12 protein-coding genes are annotated in these 19,940 nt (G+C 61.1%); 3 read left to right on the top strand and 9 right to left on the bottom strand.

What is annotated here, in order from left to right; genetic code table 11:
- Window positions 1-196 precede the first annotated feature (196 nt).
- The 9 genes from AC1DON_RS00980 to ppc all read right to left on the bottom strand — a co-directional run bounded on the left by AC1DON_RS00980 (window position 197) and on the right by ppc (window position 15,409).
- Window positions 197-1,801 carry a sodium/sugar symporter gene (locus AC1DON_RS00980; protein WP_476932861.1) on the bottom strand — a complete coding sequence of 535 codons (1,605 nt, stop codon included), beginning with the start codon at window positions 1,799-1,801 and terminating at the stop codon, window positions 197-199.
- 249 nt (window positions 1,802-2,050) lie between these two features.
- The gene (locus AC1DON_RS00975) at window positions 2,051-4,594 is read right to left on the bottom strand and encodes a glycoside hydrolase family 3 protein (RefSeq protein ID WP_476933463.1); all 2,544 of its coding nucleotides are present in this window, start codon (window positions 4,592-4,594) and stop codon (window positions 2,051-2,053) included.
- 637 nt (window positions 4,595-5,231) lie between these two features.
- On the bottom strand, window positions 5,232-6,311 hold the full coding sequence (locus tag AC1DON_RS00970; protein ID WP_476932860.1) for a LacI family DNA-binding transcriptional regulator: 1,080 nt from the start codon (window positions 6,309-6,311) through the stop codon (window positions 5,232-5,234).
- Window positions 6,312-6,464: 153 nt separating this feature from the next.
- Complete coding sequence (locus AC1DON_RS00965) at window positions 6,465-7,094, bottom strand: bifunctional 4-hydroxy-2-oxoglutarate aldolase/2-dehydro-3-deoxy-phosphogluconate aldolase (protein WP_476932859.1); 630 nt, start codon at window positions 7,092-7,094, stop codon at window positions 6,465-6,467.
- Between the two features lie 219 nt (window positions 7,095-7,313).
- Complete coding sequence (locus AC1DON_RS00960; protein WP_476932858.1) at window positions 7,314-8,315, bottom strand: glucokinase; 1,002 nt, start codon at window positions 8,313-8,315, stop codon at window positions 7,314-7,316.
- A gap of 4 nt (window positions 8,316-8,319) precedes the next feature.
- Window positions 8,320-10,134 (bottom strand): phosphogluconate dehydratase, encoded by a 1,815-nt coding sequence (gene edd, locus AC1DON_RS00955; RefSeq protein WP_476932857.1) that lies wholly within the window; start codon window positions 10,132-10,134, stop codon window positions 8,320-8,322.
- 9 nt (window positions 10,135-10,143) lie between these two features.
- Window positions 10,144-10,887 carry a 6-phosphogluconolactonase gene (gene pgl / locus AC1DON_RS00950; protein ID WP_476932856.1) on the bottom strand — a complete coding sequence of 248 codons (744 nt, stop codon included), beginning with the start codon at window positions 10,885-10,887 and terminating at the stop codon, window positions 10,144-10,146.
- 21 nt (window positions 10,888-10,908) lie between these two features.
- Window positions 10,909-12,384, bottom strand: coding sequence for a glucose-6-phosphate dehydrogenase (zwf, locus tag AC1DON_RS00945; protein WP_476932855.1), 1,476 nt, complete (start codon window positions 12,382-12,384; stop codon window positions 10,909-10,911).
- Window positions 12,385-12,736: 352 nt separating this feature from the next.
- On the bottom strand, window positions 12,737-15,409 hold the full coding sequence (ppc, locus tag AC1DON_RS00940; protein ID WP_476932854.1) for a phosphoenolpyruvate carboxylase: 2,673 nt from the start codon (window positions 15,407-15,409) through the stop codon (window positions 12,737-12,739).
- Between the two features lie 277 nt (window positions 15,410-15,686).
- Here ppc and AC1DON_RS00935 point away from each other — a divergent pair, with 277 nt between their 5' ends.
- The 3 genes from AC1DON_RS00935 (at window position 15,687) to AC1DON_RS00925 (ending at window position 19,788) form a co-directional block, all read left to right on the top strand.
- Window positions 15,687-16,247, top strand: a complete 561-nt coding sequence (locus AC1DON_RS00935) for a hypothetical protein (protein ID WP_476932853.1) — start codon at window positions 15,687-15,689, stop codon at window positions 16,245-16,247.
- Between the two features lie 226 nt (window positions 16,248-16,473).
- Window positions 16,474-19,086 carry an aminopeptidase N gene (gene pepN / locus AC1DON_RS00930; protein WP_476932852.1) on the top strand — a complete coding sequence of 871 codons (2,613 nt, stop codon included), beginning with the start codon at window positions 16,474-16,476 and terminating at the stop codon, window positions 19,084-19,086.
- A 177-nt stretch (window positions 19,087-19,263) separates the two neighbouring features.
- On the top strand, window positions 19,264-19,788 hold the full coding sequence (locus AC1DON_RS00925) for a response regulator (RefSeq protein WP_476932851.1): 525 nt from the start codon (window positions 19,264-19,266) through the stop codon (window positions 19,786-19,788).
- Window positions 19,789-19,940: the final 152 nt, after the last annotated feature.

The raw sequence follows: 19,940 nt of genomic DNA, 5'->3' as shown, positions 1-19,940 counted from the left end.
TTTCTGCTCTGAATAAACTCTTGCCCCGGCGCACCCCGCCGTACCCTTCAGGAATGTGCAGGTGTCGATAAAAGGGCGATGAGGTTTTCGGAAGCAAAAGTAAGGAACCCGTAAGGGCGTTAAGAAGTGTAAAGAATACACAATAAAAAAGCCCGGCTCAGGCGAGCCGGGCCCTTCATGCAATTAATACGCGACCTTACCAGAACCAGGCATATAGCCCGACCAGGATCGCGATGACGCCGACCGCCAACACGTTGAAGGTCGTAGAGGTTTTGAAGCTGACGCCTTCCAGCGTCAGGGTCGAAACCTCGCGCTTGTTTGGCAGAACCAGCGACACCAGTACACACAGCGCGGTCGAGGCAACGAACACCCAGCCGACGCGGTTCATGAACGGATAGTTCGGATCATAGTACGACCAGGCGGCTGACATGATGACACCGCCGATGATGGTGGCGATGGCGCCTGCCGTCGAACAGCGCTTCCAGAACATGCCAAGGGCGAAGATCACCACGATGCCCGGCGTGAAATAACCGGTGAAGTTCTGGATGTACTGGAAGGCCTGATCCCACTTGCCGAGCAAAGGCTCGGCCGTAAAGATGGCAATGATGACCGAGATCAGAGCCGCGACCTGACCGATCGTGACCAGCTGGGTGTCAGGAATGTCGCGCTTGAGCGGCGCGACGATGTCCAGTGTGAAGATAGTGGCGATCGAGTTGATCTTGGAAGCGGTCGAGGCGATGACCGCGAAGGTCAGGGCGACGAAAACCAGACCCAGCAGTCCCGACGGCAGCAAGGTCATCATGCTTGGATAGGCCTGGTCCGGACGGGCCAGGTCGGGCGCCAGCACCAGGGCGGCGAGGCCGGGCACGACGACGATCAGCGGCATCAGCAGCTTGAGATAGGCGGCGAAAGCGATACCTTTCTGGGCTTCAGGAAGGTCCTTGGCGGCCAGGGCGCGCTGGATGATGTACTGGTTGAAGCCCCAGTAGGAGATGTTCATGATCCACATGCCGCCCAAGATGACCGCCAGGCCCGGCAGCTCCTTATAGTGCGGCGACGCTTCGTCCAGGATCATCTTGAAGTGTTCCGGGAACTTGGTGTGCAGCGTGTTGAAGCCATTCACGAAGCCCGCCAGGTCCTGCGAACCGCCGATCTTGGTCAGGGTCAGGCCGGTGATGACCAGACCGCCCAGGACCAGCAGGGTCACCTGGACGATATCGGTCATGGCCACGGCCTTGAGGCCGCCGGTCAGTTGGTACAACAGGGCAAATACGCCAAGGCCCGTTATCACCCAGAACGGGTCCAGGCCAGTGACGGTGATGACAGCCGTCGCGCCCAGCCACAGGATCGAGGTCAGGTTGACGAAGACGTAGAGGATCAGCCAGAAGACGGCCATCAGATACTTCACACTGGGTCCGAAGCGCTGCTCCAGGAAGCCCGGCATGGTCATGACGCCGTTGCGCAGAAAGACCGGCAGGAAGTACTTGCCAACGATGATCAGGGTAATCGCCGCCATCCATTCGTAGGAGGCGATGGCCAGGCCGATCTTGTAGCCCGATCCCGACATGCCGACGATCTGTTCGGCCGAGATGTTGGCGGCGATCAGCGAGGCGCCGATGGCCCACCACGGCAACTGGTTGTTGGCCAGAAAGTAGCCCTTGGACGACTTCTCCTCGCCGGCTTTGCGGCGCGAGACGACCTGGGCCAGGATGAAGATGGACACGGCGTAGAAGAGCACGATCCAGACGTCGATGCTCGACAGGAAGCTCTGTGACGGCAGATATTGTTTTAAATCAGGCATGTTCCCATTCCCCCGGTCTCTTGTGGACCGATATATCATACAATTAAGATGACTTAACCACAGGCTAACAGCAGAATCAATCTAGGGATAGCGATGTTATCGGTACCGTCGGAATCTGCCTGCGTCATAGGACAAAAATCCCCGCCCTGAGGGATCAGGGGCGGGGATCAAGGTCTCTGGATATAACCATTAGCTTGTCGCGATATTTACCGAAAACCGCGTCACACTTTTCGGAATATCGCTCCGGAATCACTTCGCCGGGCAGGTTGCATCGCCCTCGTCCGACTCCAGCTTGATGCTGGAATAACTGATGGACAGCGGCTTTTCCGAACCGATGGCGAACGGGATCGAGACCGCGTTCATGTCCTGGCCGGCAGCAACGAAGCAGTCGAGCGTTATCTTCAGCGTCTTCCACTCACCGACCGGCGCGGTCAGCGCCTTGGAAACATCGACCATCTGCAGGACGCTCAGGCTGTGGCCCATGGCCATGACGACCGGCCCTTGCAGCGGCGCATCGAGGCGGTAGCGGATGCCGACCGTCATCTTGCCGGTCGTCTGACGACTGAGGTTGACCGGCTCGCCGACGATGGCGGCAAGCGCACGGCCCTTGAAGACGAGCGAACGGCCGGCTTCCTGCTGGTTATTGGCGTCAACAGCGGTTTGCGTGACCATGCCGCCAGGGCTGGAGAAGGTCGCAAGGTCGCCATCGGCAATACCATTGGCGTCAGCCAGTTGCAGCTTCCACGGCGCCTTGACTCGGCCAGACGCGAAGTAGGTGTCGACATTGACGACGGCTTCATTGCCGAGGCCTGAGTCTTCGGACAGGGCTGCGACGTCGCCCTTGTCCTTGTAGGTCAAACCGTAGCCGTAGGCGAACTGCGGGTCGTAGCCGGGCTGGCCGACATTGAGCGGGCCCTGGTTGGCCTTCTTCGGCCACGAGAAGGTCAGCTTGCCCTTGAAATCGTTGCGCGGCTGCTTGTTGGCGTCACCGATCAGGACGTCAGCGACACCGCCGCCTTCCGAACCTGGCAGGAAGGCCTCGACAAAGGCGTCCGACGCGTTGATGTAGTTATTGGTCCACAGCGGGCGGCCCGACAGGAAGACCGTCACGACCTTGATGCCGTCGGCCTTCAGCTTCTTGATCATGTCGAGTTCGCTGCTGTCGCCGACCTTGTAGCCAAGATTGGCGCGGTCGCCCTGGAACTCGGCATAGGGGTCTTCGCCGATGACGACTATGGCCACATCCGGCTTTTCCTTATAGACGCCACCGACGCTGAGCGACGCCGTGCCGCCAGCCGCCTTGACCGCTTCGGCGATGCCGCCATAGATCGACTGGCCGTTCGGGAAGTCCGAATTGGCATTGCCGGTACCCTGCCAGGTGATGGTCCAGCCGCCGGACTGCTTGCCGATATTGTCGGCACCGTCACCGGTCACCAGGATGCGGGCATTGGCCTTGAGCGGCAGGACGCCGCCCTGATTCTTGATCAGGACAAGCGATTCGCGCACTGCCTGACGGGCCACGGCACGGCTATCCGCCGAACCCAGTTGGTCCCACTTGCCGGCCAGAGGACGGTCCTTCGGCGCAGCTAAGTCGAACAGGCCACCCTTCAGCTTGGCACGCAGGATGCGGCGCACAGCGTCGTCCAGGCGGGCCATCGGGATGGTGCCGTCCTTCACCTGGGCCAGGGTGTTCTTGTAGAGCCCCTTCCAGCTATCGGGCGCCATGAACATGTCGATACCGGCGTTCATCGCCGTCGGACAGTTGTCGTTGGTGCAGCCCGGCACCTGGCCTTGCGCGTTCCAGTCGGTGACGGCGAAACCGTCAAAACCCATGCGCTGCTTGAGCGCGCCAGTGATGATGTGCTTGGAGCCGCTCAGCTTCTGGCCGTTCCACGACGAGAAGGAGACCATGACCGAGAGGGCGCCAGCTTCGATGGCGGGCGGATAGCCGGCATTGTGGATGTTGACCAGATCGGCTTCACTGATGATAGCGTCGCCTTGGTCCTTGCCGTCCTTGGTACCGCCGTCACCGAGATAGTGTTTGGCGGTCGACATGATGTGCCCCGGCTTGATGCCATTGCGGCCGCCGTCATCGCCTTGCAGACCTTGGACCATGCGGCCGGAATAGGCTGCGACATCCGCCGGGTTTTCCGAATAGCCTTCATAGGAACGGCCCCAGCGCTTGTCGCGCGGTACGGCCACCGTCGGGGCAAAGGTCCAGTCGACCCCGGCCAGCGACATTTCCTTGGCGGTGACAGCACCGATCTTTTCGATCAGGTCAGGATTGTGGGCAGCGCCCAGGCCGACATTGTGCGGGAAGACGATGGCGCCGACCATGTTGGCGTGACCGTGGACGGCATCGATGCCGAACAGGATCGGGATGCGCACCTTGGTCTTGCGCGCGTCATTGGCGCGCCAGTAATCGTCGGCCAGTTGCAGCCACTCTTCCGGCGTGGCGCGCTCGTTCTGCTTCGGCGAGGAGTTGCCGCCGGCCAGGATCGAACCCAGCGGATATTCCTTCAGTTCCTCGGGCTTGATGAAGTTGATATCGGCCTGGATGGTCTGGCCGACCTTCTCCTCAAGCGTCATCTGCGCCATGATATCGCTGATGCGCTTTTCAGTCTTCGGATCGATCAGCCCCGCGTCCGGCACCGCCGGCCATGCCGGATCGACCTTCATGATCGCTTCCGCGACAACGGGCTTGGCGGTTGCCTTTTTGGCCTTCGCCTCGGCAGCGCCGGCAATGCCCAGCGCCAGGACGAGCGTGATGCCCAATCCCGACATAAGCGTCATTTTCAGGGTGCGCGAACTTCTCAGGGTGGCTAGCCCAAAGGCTGCTTGACGTGTGTCGGACATAGTGCTCCTGCCGCTGTATCAGTGTTATTATTCAGTTTGATCGCAGCCGGAAGCCCAGGTCAACACCTGCAAACCCGCCACACCTGCGCCTGTTCCGGATGTTTTTTGGCTCCGGTTCTTCCATGGAGACTATTGACAGCGCTATCAACCGCCGTCAAGTCGGTTGCTTTAATGAATTCCTTATAAAATAAGGCGTAACGACGTTTTTCCAAAGAAAAATATTTTTGCTTTCATTATTTATTTGACAGCGTTGTCAGATATCAATATATGACACCTACCCTGTTTCCTCTTTGCGTCAGTTTTTGACGGAAAGAGGTTTGTCTTTAAAACGGCGGTGCCTGGCTCTTTCCCTTTTTCATGCCAGTCAGCGTGCGGTTTTAAAGCGCCTTCTTAAATGTGGCATTATTTGGAAGGCACTGGCCTTTAACCCGATGAACTCCGGTTCATCGGGTTTTTTTTATGGCTTTTTGCCGCTCAAGCGCCGCTAGGCTCCTCGCATAAGCTCGAGCGGGCAGTCGCCCTTGCCTCGCCTCAAGAGGCTCGGAAAGTCCTCGCTTATTGGAGGATTTTAACGCTAAAGCTTCCGGACCGAATCCCGTTCGATCAGCGTAAATGGCAGTTCGCGGACGACGCTGCTGAACGGCGGCGAGGCTTCGTCAACATTATTGCGCTCCAACAGGATGTCGGCGGCGGCGAACGCCATATCGGTCACCGGTTGGCGGATCGTGGTCAAGTGCGGCCAGATCAGCTCACAGCCCGGCGTGTCGTCAAAACCAACGATCGACAGTTCATCCGGAATGTGGATGCCAAGTCGCTGCGCCACGCTCATCAGGCCGAACGCCATGTCGTCGTTCGAAGAAAAGATGGCGGTCGGACGGGCCTGGCCATCGGCGAAGAAGGCATTGCCGACATCGACACCCGACTCGAAGCTGAAATAACCCTGCTTGATCCATTCAGGTTTCGGCTCGATGCCGGCATCGCGCATCGCGCTCATAAAACCCTTGTAGCGCAGGTGCGTACCGCCGTGTTCCGGGTGGCCCATGATAAAGCCGATATCGCGGTGCCCCATCTTGAGCAGGTACTGCGTCATCTCGTAGGCAGCGCGCGCCTCGTCCATACGCACGGTCGCCGTGCGGCCCGGATAGAGAAACGGCGCGATGCGAACATAGGGCACGTTGGCGGCTTCGACCGTCTGCAGCACCACCGCCATGTCGCACAGCGGCGGGGTCAGGATGACCCCGTCGAGGCGGATGGTTGACAGCAGATTGGCGATCGACTTTTCCACCTCGCCGCCCGTCAGGTCCTGCGGTTCAGCCAGCAGGTGATAATTGCTTTCGCGGCAGCGACGCACCACGCCCTGGTGCATTTCCATGATATAGGTCGGCACCGGGTTATGGTAGAGCAAGCCCAGCAGGAAGCTGCGCGCGCCGGCCAATGACCGGGCCAGCAGGTTCGGACGATAGTGCAGAACGTCAGCGGCTTGCTTGACCTTGGCGCGCGTTTCATCGCGAACATTCGGCTCATCGTTCATGACGCGTGACACGGTCTTGATCGACACGCCCGCCAGCCGCGCCACATCATTGATGGTCGAAACGGCACCCGCAATGCCCGGAACGGGCGTCGTGCCTTCCGGGAGAGCCTTGGTTTGATTCACTGAATGCCGTTCCAATATCCGCCGATTACTGGCAAAAGTTTCTTCACCTGTGCAAATTTGTCAATAGCATGCCTATCTGGCGCAATGCGCCGTCATGCCCTATTTTTTATCGTGTTGTGCGCGAAGAGAGAGTGCCTTCGCAAGTCTTAAGGTTTATTTGCCGAAAGTCGCGACGGCCTCAGCCGCCAGACGGGTGATTTCGGCCCAGTTGCCCTCTTCCATTGCCTTCGCCGGTGCAACCCACGAACCGCCTACGCACAGCACGTTCGGCAGCGCCAGGAAGTCGGCGGCGTTCTTGACGTCGACGCCGCCGGTCGGGCAGAACTTGACCTGCGGCAGCGGGCCGCCGATGCCCTTGAGGTAGTTGACGCCGCCAGCCGGCACCGCCGGGAAGAACTTCAGGTAGGTATAGTCCCATTCCATGGCCTGCATGACCTCGGACGAGGTCGCAACGCCCGGCAGCAGCGGCAGCGCTTCCTGACGCGCCAGATCCTTGGTCAGACCTGGAGAAACGGCGAACTTCGAGCCGGCCTTGGCGGCCTTTTCAGCGTCCTTGGGCGTCAGGACCGTGCCGGCGCCGACGACCGCGTCCGGGCATTCCTGGCTGATTAGCTTGATGGCGTCGAGCGCGCAGTCGGTGCGCAGGGTGATTTCCAGCACCTTGATGCCGCCGGCGATCAGCGCCTGAGCCAATGGCACGGCGTGTTCGATCCGGGAGATGACCATGACCGGCAGGACGGGGCCCATGGTCATATACTTCTGGACTTTATGGTTCTGGGACATGGTCGCTTCCTCAAGCATTACAAACAGTATTCACGGAGCGTCTCGCGGCCCACGGCTTTGTCAGCACCTCCCTTAAAGGGGGGAGCCACAAGCCGCAAGCCCTGACGAGAGCATGATGACTTTGGGTTGAAACAGTCATCATGCTCCAGCTCTTTAATTTGCTCGCGATGTTTATACGGAAAACCACTGCACACTTTTCCGAACATCGCTCCCGGCCAATTATGACGCCGTTATTTCATGGTCCGTCAGCGCATTCGCCGAACCCAGCAAGGCCGCATACGGATGGATAATGATGCGCGACGGAATGGCGGACACCAGATGCACCATCGGCTGCTTGGCTTCCATGCGGGCGCGAAAACGCAGTTCGTCGATATGCTTGATCAGGCGCGGCGCGATGCCACCGGCCATGAACATGCCTGAGGTCGCCCCGTGCGCCAGGGCAAGGTCACCGCAGACACTGGCCATGATGTCGAAGAAGGCCTCAACCGTATAGCGGCTGCCCGTGGCGTCTTCACCTTCCAGGTGAGTGATCTGCGCGGGCGTCAGATTCTCGGTGCCTTCACCACGAATGGCGCAGATGGCCTGATAGAGGTTGACCAGGCCAGGGCCTGACAGCAGCATCTCGACCGTGACGCGACCGTACTTCTTGCGCAGGAAGCGCTGGATTTCGGCTTCGTAGTCGTTGACGGGCGCCCAGCTGATGTGGCCGCTTTCGGTCGACAGGCAGTAGGGACCGTAAGCCCCGCCGACCAGCACCGAGGCGCCGAAGCCCGTCCCGGCGCCCATGACGGCGTGGACATTGCCGAACCCTTGCGTCACCGGCCCGATCGTCTTGACGTCCTGATCCGCCAGGTGCGGCAGGGCGAAGGCCAGGCCGGCATAGTCGTTGATCAGGCGCGCCTTCGGGGCGCCGACGGATTCGGCCAGCAACCGCTCCTCGATGATCCAGCTCAGGTTGGTGAACTTGATCCGGCCATCCTTGACCGGACCGGCCACGGCGACGCAGGCATAGTCGAGCGCCGGACGGCCACCGATCATGCCGAAATAGGCCGTAAGCGCGTGATAGACGTCCGGATAGTCACCGCATTCCAGCGACTTGAAATCGGACAGGGTTGTCTTGCCATCCGTCCGTTCGGCCACGGCGAAGCGCGCATTGGTGCCGCCGATATCGCCGACCAGACCACGCAGCGTGCGGCCGGAATTTCCTGATTGAGCTGTCATTACCTTACCAAAAGACCGCACCGCCCGCGTCGGCTGGCCCCACGACGCGTCGCATATGTGCAAAAAGTTCCCGACCTACACCGTCGGCTTCTTTTGGCCGTTCAGCGTTTTGTCTTTGAGCGAACTCGGCGGCATCTCCGAGATAGTCCACAGTTCCGGCCACGCAATCGACCCGGATAAGGTCGCCTGTCCGCAGCTTCGCGATCGGCCCGCCTTCCACCGCTTCCGGTGTCAGGTGGATCGCAGCGGTTACCTTGCCTGACGCGCCCGACATGCGGCCGTCCGAAAGCAGCGCCACCTTGCGGCCCTGATCGAGGATCGACGACAAAGACGGCGTCAGCGAATGCAGTTCCGGCATCCCGTTAGCTTTTGGCCCCTGGAAACGGACCACGCAAACGAAATCGCCTTCCGGCAGTTGTTTGGCCTTGAAGGCCGCCAGAAAGTCGTCCTGGTCGTCGAATACCACGCACGGGCCTTCGACGATCTGGTGCTCCGGCTTGACGGCCGAGGTCTTGGTCACCGAACGGCCGAGATTGCCCTTGAGCTCGCGCAAGCCGCCTTCGGGCTGGAACGGATTGGACAACGGACGCACGACGGCCTCGTCGAGGCTGTGCTCCGGCACCGGGCGCCAGGTCAGCACGCCTTCATCCAGGAAGGGCTCGGTGGCATAGAGGCTGAGACCATGGCCCCAGATGGTGTCGACGTCTTCGTGCAGCAGACCGCCCGACAGCAGTTCGCGGATGACGAAACCGATACCGCCGGCGGCGTGGAAGTGGTTCACATCGGCCGAACCATTCGGATAGACACGCGCCAGCAGCGGCACAACGCGCGACAGCTGGTCCATGTCTTCCCAGGTGATGATTACACCCGCCGCCCGCGCCATCGCTGGCAGGTGCAGGGTGTGGTTGGTCGAGCCACCCGTGGCCAGGAGACCAATGGCAGCATTGATAAAAGCCTTTTCCGTCAGCACGTCGGCCAGGCGCTTCGGGTCCTTGCCGTTCTCAGCCGTCTTTGCCGCGCGCTCGGTGGCGGCAGCGGTCAGGGCTTCACGCAGCGGCGTATGGGGATGGACGAAGGCCGCCCCCGGCACGTGCAGGCCCATGATCTCCATCATCATCTGGTTGGAGTTGGCGGTGCCGTAGAAGGTGCAGGTCCCGGCGGCATGATAGGAAGCCATTTCGGCGGCCAGCAGTGCATCGCGGCCGACTTCGCCGAGCGCATAAAGCGTACGGATCTTGGCCTTTTCCGGGTTCGGAAGACCAGACGACATCGGACCGCCCGGCACGAAGATGACCGGCAGGTGGGCGAACGACAAAGCGCCGATAACCAGACCCGGCACGATCTTGTCACAGATGCCGAGCATCAGCGCCGCGTCAAACGCATCGTGGCTGAGCGAGATCGCCGTCGCCATGGCGATGACGTCGCGCGAAAACAGAGACAGCTCCATGCCCGGACGGCCTTGCGTGACGCCGTCGCACATGGCCGGTACGCCACCGGCGACCTGGACCGTGGCGCCGACCTTGCGGGCGGCGACGCGGATCTTGTCCGGATAGTCGTGATAGGGTTGGTGCGCCGACAGCATGTCGTTGTACGAGGTCACGACGCCGATATTGGGCACGGCATCCAGCGCCTGTTGCAGCTTGTCGGTATCCGAAGACGCGGCCACGACGTGCGCGTAGTTGGCGCAACTCAGCTTCTTGCGGCGCGGCTCGTCCGATTTATAGCGGTCGGTGCGGCTCATGAATTCGGCGCGCAGATCTTTCGAGCGTTCGATGACGCGCTGGGTGACTTCGGCGAGGACGGGGTGCAATTCAGCCATGGGACTACCTCAGGGCGCCCACACAAATTCGACGGCGACCGGGCACTGTGCCAGGAAGGCGCCGATGGGCGATGTATAGGGATCGGTCGACAGGGCGGCGGACTTCAGCACGTCCAGCTTGGTCTGACCGGTGATGTAAAACAGGATGCGGCGCGACTCGTTGATCGCCGGCACCGTCAAGGTGATACGCGGCAGCTTGGGTTCCAGCTCGGTCGTAGACGCCGAGACCGGCAGAACCAGGGCGTCGGTATTGTAGACGACGCCATTGATGGCGTGACCGGGGAAGATCGACGCATAGTGCGCATCCGGCCCCATGCCCATCAGGGCGAAGTCGAACACCGGCGGCTCACCGCCGCCCAGTTCGCGCAGTTTCGCCTCAGCCTTGGCGGCGCAGGCATACTGGTCGTTGATGTCCTGGATAAGCGAGATCAGCTCCATGGCGCCCTGGCCGAGGACGCTGTTCAGCGCCTCACGCATCATGCGCGTATTGGAGGCTGCGTCATCCGTCGGCACGAAGCGTTCATCGACCTGGAACAGCTTGACCTTGTCCCAGTCGATATCTTCGGTGACCAGCTGCTCATAGATCGGCTTTGGCGTGTTACCGCCGCAACCGAGCCAGATGGCCTTGCCGCGCTGGGCAATGGTGTCCTTGAGAGACTTGGCGATGTTTGGCGCGATCCACGCCCCGGCTTCCGCCGCGCTGTCGAAACAACGCACTGCGACGGGCCCCTTGGCGCCGTCGAAAGTGATCATGTGGCCCTGCCCGCTCACCCTTCAATCGTTCCAGGTGCGGCCATCACGGTCGAGCAGCGTATAAGCGCTGACCGGGCCGTAGGTGCCGGCGGGATAGGTTTGCGGCTTCGGATAGGCTTGCTTCCAGGCTTCGGAAATGCCGTCGACCCACGCCCAGGCGGCCTCGACCTCGTCGCGGCGGACGAACTGGGCGTTGTTGCCGTTCAGGGCGTCGAGGATCAGGCGCTCATAGGCGATGCGGCGGCGGGCCGGCTTGTTGCCATTTCCGTCGAAGGCGGTGATCAGCGACAGGCTGAGGTCGAGCGATTGCAGGTGCATGCCCTCGGCGGTCAGGCCCGGCGACTTGTTCATGATCGACAGCTTGATGTCTTCATCCGGCTGCAGGCGGATAATCAGGCGGTTGGCCTTATCCTCGCCGCCGAAGATCGAGTGCGGCAACGCCTTGAACTGGATGACGATTTCGGTAGCGCGCGACGGCAGGCACTTGCCGGTTCGCAGGTAGAAGGGCGTACCCGCCCAGCGCCAGTTCTGGATTTCCGCCTTGACTGCGACATAGGTTTCGGTGCCCGACGGCGAGCCCTTTTCAGCCTCGTAGCCACGGATGGCGCCGCCATCGGCAAAGCCCGGACCATACTGGCCGCGCGCCGTGCTCTGCATGACATTCGCGGCGTCTATCGGTTTCAGTGAACGCAGCACCTTGACCTTTTCATCTCTGAGAGCATCAGACGACAGGCCGGCCGGCGGCTCCATGGCGGTCAGGCACAGCAGTTGCAGCAGGTGGTTCTGCAACATGTCACGGATAGCGCCGTATTCGTCGTAATAGCCCAGGCGCTCACCCGTGCCGACGGTTTCGGCGATGGTGATCTGGACGTGGTCGATCGACTGGGCATTCCACAGCGGTTCAAAGACCGTATTGCCGAAACGCAGCGCGATCAGATTCTGGACGGTTTCCTTGCCCAGATAGTGGTCGATGCGGAAGGTGCGGTCTTCGGAGAATGCGTGGGCAACCGAGTCATTGATGATCTTCGAGGTTGCCAGGTCGCGGCCGATCGGCTTTTCGATAACGACGCGGTTCGGCGCCTTGTTGAGGCCCGCGCGCTCGATATGCTCGCAGATCGGCTTGAACAGGGTCGGCGACACCGACAGGAAGTAGACGATGTCGAGCGCGTCGACATTGCCGAGCTCTGCCTTCAGCTTCGTGCCCCAGTCGTCATTGGCGGCGTCGAGCGCGACGTGCACGATACGCTTGCGGAAGCGCGGCAGGGTGGCGGCTTCCAGATCGGCGCCGATACGCTTTTGCACCGCATTGCCGATACGGTCGACGCAGACCTCGGTGCCGCAATCCTCACGCGCCACCGAAATGATGCGCAGGTCGTCGGCCAGGTAACCATCCTGATCGAGCATGGCCAGGGACGGCCACAGCATCCGCATGGCCAGGTCGCCGGTGCCGCCGACAAGGACAAAGACCTGCTGACGCGCGCTGGAGGATATCGCCATAAAACCGTTCCCTGATTGACCGTCTTCGCTTCGCGGCCCGCGACCGCACAAGCTTATGACAGCGTTGTCGTATGCCACGCCCTGCGTCAAGTTTTCTAACGCGGGCGCATAGTGTCTGACACCGTCCGTGCGGCATCCTGAAATCCCATATAGAGGAACTTGGCCTTACGAAACAAGGCCTTTACATAATTGTTAGCGCTAACGGAGAAAATGAATCCAGTCCCCTCTCCCTGCTTGCGAGGAGAGGGTTAGGGTGAGGGGCAATTCAAACTTCACCGCGGGCACCGAAATCGACGGCAAGGCTTACACCGCTTAAGCCTGCCAACTCGTCATGCCGAGCCCGTCGGCAAAATCAGCCCGTGTTGCGCAGAGCCGCGGAGATGCCGTTGACGGTCAATTGCGCCGCAAGCTGGACCAGTTTGTGATCGTTACCACCGCGCAAACGGCCGATCAGATGCACCTGCAACCGGTTGAGCGCATCCAAAACAGGCTTGGAACGCTCGATCTGGCCGCGCAGCCGCTCGTGCGTCGACAGCAACGTCGTGGCGCCGCGCGTCCGCAGGATCAACGCCACCGTATCGTCGAACTCAGAACGAATCTGGGCGAAGATGCGCTTCGCCTCTTCCGGCTCGGTCGCCAGCGCCACGTAAGACTCAGCGACGCCCATATCGGCCTTGGCCATGCCCATTTCCATATTGGCCAGGAAGACGTCGAAGAAGTCCCATTTGACCATCTCCTGCAACTCGGCATCGCTGATGCCGGCTTCGCGCACGCCGGCGGCAAAGCCGTACCAGCCCGGCAGCATCAGCCGCGACTGCGACCAGGAAAACACCCACGGAATGGCGCGCAAGTCCTCGATCTTGCCTGAAGCCGTCCGCGACGCCGGGCGCGAGCCGATCTTCAGTCCCGAGATTTCCGAGATCGGCGTCACCGAGCGGAAGAAGGCCAGGAAATGCGGGTCGTCATAGACCAGGCCGCGATAGGCTTTGAACGAGGCTTCGCAGATACGGTCCATGATCGGGGTGAAGCGCGCTTCCATTTCGCTGTCACCGGCCGGCCGCACCGTATGACCATTAGGCTTGGACGCCAGGAAGGTCGCGGCGGCAAAGGCGTCGAGCGTCTTTTGCGCCACCTGCGGATTGCCGAACTTGCGCGCAATCATCTCGCCCTGTTCGGTGACGCGGATCTGACCACCGACAGTGCCTTCCGGTTGGGCCAGGATGGCTTCGAAGGCAGGCCCGCCACCGCGGCCGACGCTACCGCCACGACCGTGGAACAGACGCAACTGCACCTTCGAGTCGTCACAGACGGCCTTGACCGCCTTCGAGCCCTTGTGCAGCGACCAGCGCGATGCCGTGTAGCCGCCGTCCTTGTTTGAGTCGGAGTAGCCGAGCATGACCTCCTGGATCAGTGGCCGGCCCATCAGCGAACGGACGGCGTAGTTACCGAGCCACTTCTTCATGATGTCGGGCGCGGCTTCCAGGTCGCCGATGGTCTCAAAAAGCGGCGAAATCTTGATCATCGTGTGCGGCTGCGGTCCGCCACGCACCAGGCCGGCCTGCTTGAGCAGGACCAGCGGCTCGAGAATGTCCGACACCGACGCTGCCTTGGAGATGATGTAGGCGCCGAAGGCATCGGGACCGAAGGTCTTGATCAGGCTGGCGGCCGCATCGACGATCTTCAGTTCGCGCCGCGTCTCGTCGGAATAGCGCGCATAGGGCCAGCGCAGGACCCGGTCATTGGTCAGTTCCGCCAGCAGGACGGAACAGCGTTCGCTTTCAGACATGCCGAGATAGTCGACCAGTTCCGACGACTGGGTGAACAGCTCGGCGACGACGCGTTCGTGAACGTCGGAATTCTGGCGCAGGTCGATGGTCAGCAGGTGGAAGCCGCAAGACCGGGCAATGCGGATCAGGCTCTTCAGCGTCTTGCCGATCATGCGCTTGCCGCCGTGTTCGGCGATCGAGTCGCAGATAACCTTCAAGTCCTTGATGAAGGCCTCGCAGGTCTCGTACGGCGGGGCCGCGACATTGCCGCGGCGGTCGTCTTCGTCCAGGATATGATTACGCGTCCGAACCAGCCGATCCTTGATCCAGGCGATGGCGCGGCGATAGGGCTCATCGACGCGATGGATATTGCCATCCATCGATTTGCGCGACATTTCGAGCAGGGATTCCGACACCTTGGTCAGTTCGTCCGACAGGGTCAGTTCGGTGTCGAGCTGCTCCAGCTGGCCGAAGTAGAACCGGAAGGCCAGGCGCGCCTGCTGCTTGATGGCGTAGTTCAGCGTTACCTCATCGACGTGCGGGTGACCGTCGCGGTCGCCGCCGATCCAGGTCCCGAGCTTCAAGACGCTCGGCAAGGCGCGTTCGATTTCGAGATTGCGGCCCCATTCTCCGTAGAGCGCCACCAGCGCCGGCAGGATCGAGCGTTCGACGTGACCCAGTAGATTGTTGATCTCGTCCTTGACCGTGATCCGTTCCGGGCGGTTGAGACGCGTGTTCCACAACAGCGCGATGGCGCGGTAAAGCTCGTCCTCGATCGTCTTCCTGTCGCTGCTGCCGGCCTTTTCGTGCGCCTGCAGCAGTTGGGTGATCTCGGTTTCGCGCATGGCGACGCTGGCGCGGCGCATTTCGGTCGGGTGGGCGGTGAAGACCGGCGAGGCCAGGATACCGGCCAGCAGGGTCTCGACCTCGTCCTGGGTCATGCCCTCACCCCTTGCCGAGGTCACGGCATTGGTCAGGGTCGTCGCCAGGCGCGAACCGTCAGAGGCGGTGAACATATCGACCTGCTTCAACTGGTCGACATCCTCGGAGATGACCTGAAGCGTCGACAAGCAGGTCATGATGCGCGCGGCATGCGCAGCTTCGGACTCGCTCAAGGCGGCCAGGTCGCAATTGCCGGCGATCAGTCCGTCGATCAGGTCAAGGATATGATCGCGGCCGAAATCGCGCACCGCCTCATGCAGCAGACCGTCCAAAAGCGCGATATGATGCCTTACGGGATCGAGAGAAGTGTCATCCATGGCATCCGCCTCCACATACAGGTCTGCAGGCAGATTAGCGGGAAATTTGTGCACTGCAAAGCAGTCCATCCGACACCGGATGAATAGCCGGCGGGCTCGGTAGCGATAACAGTTCAGTCAAAACAAGATCTTGTATTGTGAAAAATTTTCCTAAATTTTTTTCGCATTACAAACGCTGTTGCACGCGCAACAAAATATCCGGATACCGTTCCTTTGCCATTTCTAAAGTTTTTTCAGGTATTGCTGGTGAACAGCCCGAACGAAAACAGGGATTCCCATGGCAAAAGCCTCCTTCCACCGCCACCAGCGGGTCTATGTTGAACCGGTCGGTACCTGGGCCGTGATCGACAAGGTCAACCCTGTGTGGGTCAAGGGTTTCGACGAACCTGTCCGGGTCACTTATGACTGCGGCCTGGGACGCGATTTCTCGGCGGAAGAGCTCAGTGCCGACACGCGCACCAACGACACCCCCGACAAGACACCGGGCCTGGGCCACTGGCGCCTGATGCGCGCCCGCAACAAATGGCAGAGCCCGGATGAGAGCCGTCACCACCCCTTCCCTGGCACCTATCCCGTCGTTGTGACCGATCAGAACGACTGGGGCGGCTGGCGCGTGCCGGGTGCCGAATACGAGCGTGATCCGGACCTCATCGAAATGCAGGCCCGCCTGATCGCTGCCGGCCCCGCGCTGTACAAGATCGCCAAGGACCTGCGCGACTATGTGCGCCAGAATACCGACGTCGACGATGACGTCATGACCCTGGCCAAGCGCGCGGAACAGCTGCGGAAAATCATCGACGGCGACGCCGTAGCGACCGCGAAGCCGGCGACAGCTTAAAGCCTTTCTTACTTAATCCCGCAGCAAAACAATTGCCGGGCACTGCAATCTTTGAAATGAGTTCCTAAATCGACAGTTGGTAGCGCTCAGTCGCCGCGAGGCTCCTCGCTCGTGACGATGCGCTAACGCTTCGCTTTTGAGCGCGTCCGGCCCGGGCGCGCACTTGCGCTTGCCAAGGTCATGCCTAAGCCCCATGACCTTGGAGAATTGATTCCGGAGACCGCCCATGCGCACCGACACAGCCCAGCCTATCCGCCTCAGCGATTACAAGGCGCCGGAATTCCGCATTCCCGAAGTCGAGCTGGATTTCGCCCTGGCGCCGGAAACGACGCGGGTTCGCGCGCGGCTGACACTGGAGCGCCAGAGCCCTGGCCCGTTGGTCCTACTGGGCGAGCGCCTTAAGCTGATCAGCGTCGCCATCGACGGCAAAGACCTCAAGGAAACGGACTACCAGGTCACGGCCGAGACCCTGACCATAACCGATGTCCCGGACCGCTTCATCCTGGAGACCGAGGTCGAGATCAACCCATCGGACAACAAGACGCTGGAAGGTCTCTACATGTCTTCCGGCCGCTACGCGACCCAATGCGAGGCCGAGGGTTTCCGCAAGATCACCTACTTCCTCGACCGTCCCGACGTTCTGTCGAAATACACCGTCCGCGTCGAAGCCCCGAAGCAGAACTTCCCGCACCTGTTGTCGAACGGCAATCTGATCGAGACCGGCGACCTGCCGGAAGGCCGCCATTATGCGCAATGGGAAGATCCGTTCTTCAAGCCCTGTTACCTGTTCGCCCTGGTCGCCGGCGAACTCGACGTCCTCGAAGACGCCTTCACCACCATGTCGGGCCGAAGCGTCGCGCTGAAAATCTACGTCGATACCGGCATGAAGACTCGCGCCGAATACGCCATGGACGCGCTCAAGCGGTCGATGAAGTGGGACGAGGACGTCTACGGCCGCGAATACGATCTCGACCTGTTCATGATCGTTGCCGTGCGCGACTTCAATTTCGGCGCCATGGAAAACAAGGGGCTGAACATCTTCAACGCCTCGCTGTTGCTGGCCGATCCGGCGACCGCCACCGACCTCGACTACGAGCGCATCGAAAGCGTTATCGCCCACGAATACTTCCACAACTGGTCGGGTAACCGCGTCACCTGCCGCGACTGGTTCCAGCTGTGCCTGAAGGAAGGCCTGACCGTCTTCCGCGACCAGGGCTTTTCCGGCGACATGCGCGGCCATGCCGTCGCCCGCATCAAGGACGTCAAGGCCTTGCGAGCCCGCCAGTTCCCTGAGGATTCGGGCCCGCTGGCCCACCCGGTCCGGCCGTCGTCCTACGTCAAGATCGACAACTTCTATACCGCGACGATCTACGAAAAAGGCGCCGAAATCGTCGGCATGCTGAAAACCTATGTCGGCCCCGAAACCTACCGCAAGGCGCTCGACCACTATTTCGAGACCAATGACGGCACGGCGGCGACGCTCGAAGACTTTCTGAAGAGCTTCGAAGCCGTGACGGCTGAGGATTTTTCGCCGTGGCTGCAATGGTATGTCCAGGCAGGCACGCCGCGCCTCGACATCACGCCAGTATATGATGCCAGCGCGCAGACACTGACGCTGAAACTGCGCCAGAAGACCCTGCCGACACCGGGCCAACCCGACAAGTCGTCCGTGCCGATCCCGGTACGCTTCGGGCTCCTGACGACGGGCGGCGAATCCATGAGTTATAATAGCGGCGCGGCCAGTGACGGCCTGCACGTTTTGCGTCATGCCGACGAAGACGTCGTCCTGACCGGCGTTACCGAACAACCCGTCATCTCGGCCCTGCGCCACTTCTCGGCTCCGGCTATCCTGACGATCGAAGAACCGCGCGAGCACGCCTTTGCCCGCTTCAAGGGCGACACGGATCCTTTCAATCGCTGGGAAGCCGCCCAAGGGCTCGCCCGCGCCATCATCCTCGATCCCGCCCCAACACCGGCGCTGATCGACAGCTTTGCCGAAGCGCTGAAAGCGTGCCTCGAAGACGACACGCTGGAGCCGGCCTTCAAGGCGCTAATCATGGCCCTGCCGACCGAGGCGGATCTGGCGCAATCCATGAGCCCGATCGATCCGGCCTTCATCTACAGGCGCCGGATGGACCTCAAAAAGGCCTTGTCGCAAAGCCTGACCACCCTGTTGCACGATCAGTATAACGCGATCATCCCGCCGGTCGCCTTCAGCCCCGATGCGGCTGCCGCCGGCCAGCGCGCCTTGCGTAACGCGCTTCTGGACCTGATGCTGGCCAGTTATAACGACAGCGACAACAAGGAGGGCCTGGTCGCCCTGGCCGAGGCGCACTTCGTCAACGCCACCAACATGACCGACATGGTCGGCGGCATTACCGCCCTGACCTATGTCCAGGGCCAGCCCTACCAGAAGGCGCTCGACGCCTTCTATGACCGCTTCAAGACAGAACCCCTGGTCATCGACAAATGGTTTGCCCTGCAATCCAGCTGTCCGCACCCGGCGACTCTGGAACGCGTCCAGGCGCTGAAATCCCATCCGGACTTCGATGCCAGGACGCCGAACCGCTGGCGCGCCCTGGTCCAGGCCTTTGCCGGCAACCAGAGCGTCTTCCACGATCGGTCGGGCGCAGGCTACGCCTTCCTGACCGAGCAGGTGCTGATGGTCGACAGCTTCAATCCGATGACGGCGGCGCGCCTGATCGAACCGCTCAGCCGCTTCCGCTTCTACGCCGCTCCCTGGAACGACCTGATGAAGGAGGCCCTGCAGACGATCGCCAAGGCGCCCAGCCTGTCCAAGAACGTCGCCGAACTGGCGACCAAGGCGCTGGAAGGGTAGGTACGGTTACAGCCGGTGAAGGGGTAAGGCAAAGCGCCCTATTAACCCTTCTTAAGCCATTGGCCTTCATAGACTGTAAACGGTTGCCTGCCGCGCGCGGGCGAGTGTTTGTTTCAGCGCGATGTTCCACCGAAACCCGCACAGGCTTTTCGGTATATCGTTTAGAAGGACAGGATATTGGCAGGCCTCGAACGCGTCAGGTTCCTGGTAGTGGACGACAACGCCCACATGATCAATATTGTCAAAACGATCCTGCGCGGCTTTGGCGCGACCCAGATTTTCGAAGCCAAGGACGCCACCGACGCTTTTCACCGCCTCAAGCATGATTCGATCGATATCGTGGTCACCGACTACCAGATGGAAGTCCTCGACGGCATCGAGTTCGTCAAGCTGGTGCGCAACTCTTCCGACAGTCCGAACCGCTACGTTCCCGTTATCATGCTGACCGCGCACTCCGAGCGTTCACGCGTGCTGGCCGCGCGCGACGCCGGCGCCAATGAGTTCTGCTGCAAGCCGGTGACGGCGCAGGAACTCTATCGAAAAGTCGTCGCCATCGTCGACTATCCCCGCCCATATATCAAGACCAGCAGCTATTTCGGTCCCGATCGCCGCCGCCGCATGGACCCGAAATATGACGGACCGGAACGCCGCGAAGGCTGGACGGCCGACCATCAGCCGCCGAACGCCGCGGCGGCGGGCTAAGGCGCTCGACGGCCATGATGCAGTGGATAATCCTACCGCACAGCCCTTATTCGAATTCATCAGGCCTTAAGACTCTCGACAATAGATTAACGGGGCGTTTACCCTGTTCGTTAACGCGAATCACGGATACCCCCTGCGCCCGCCGAAAACCG

It is taken from the genome of Asticcacaulis sp. P4_H10 (assembly GCF_056400965.1).
The sequence above is the reverse complement of the archived record's forward strand: the minus strand, read 5'-3'. Positions and strand labels throughout refer to the sequence as shown.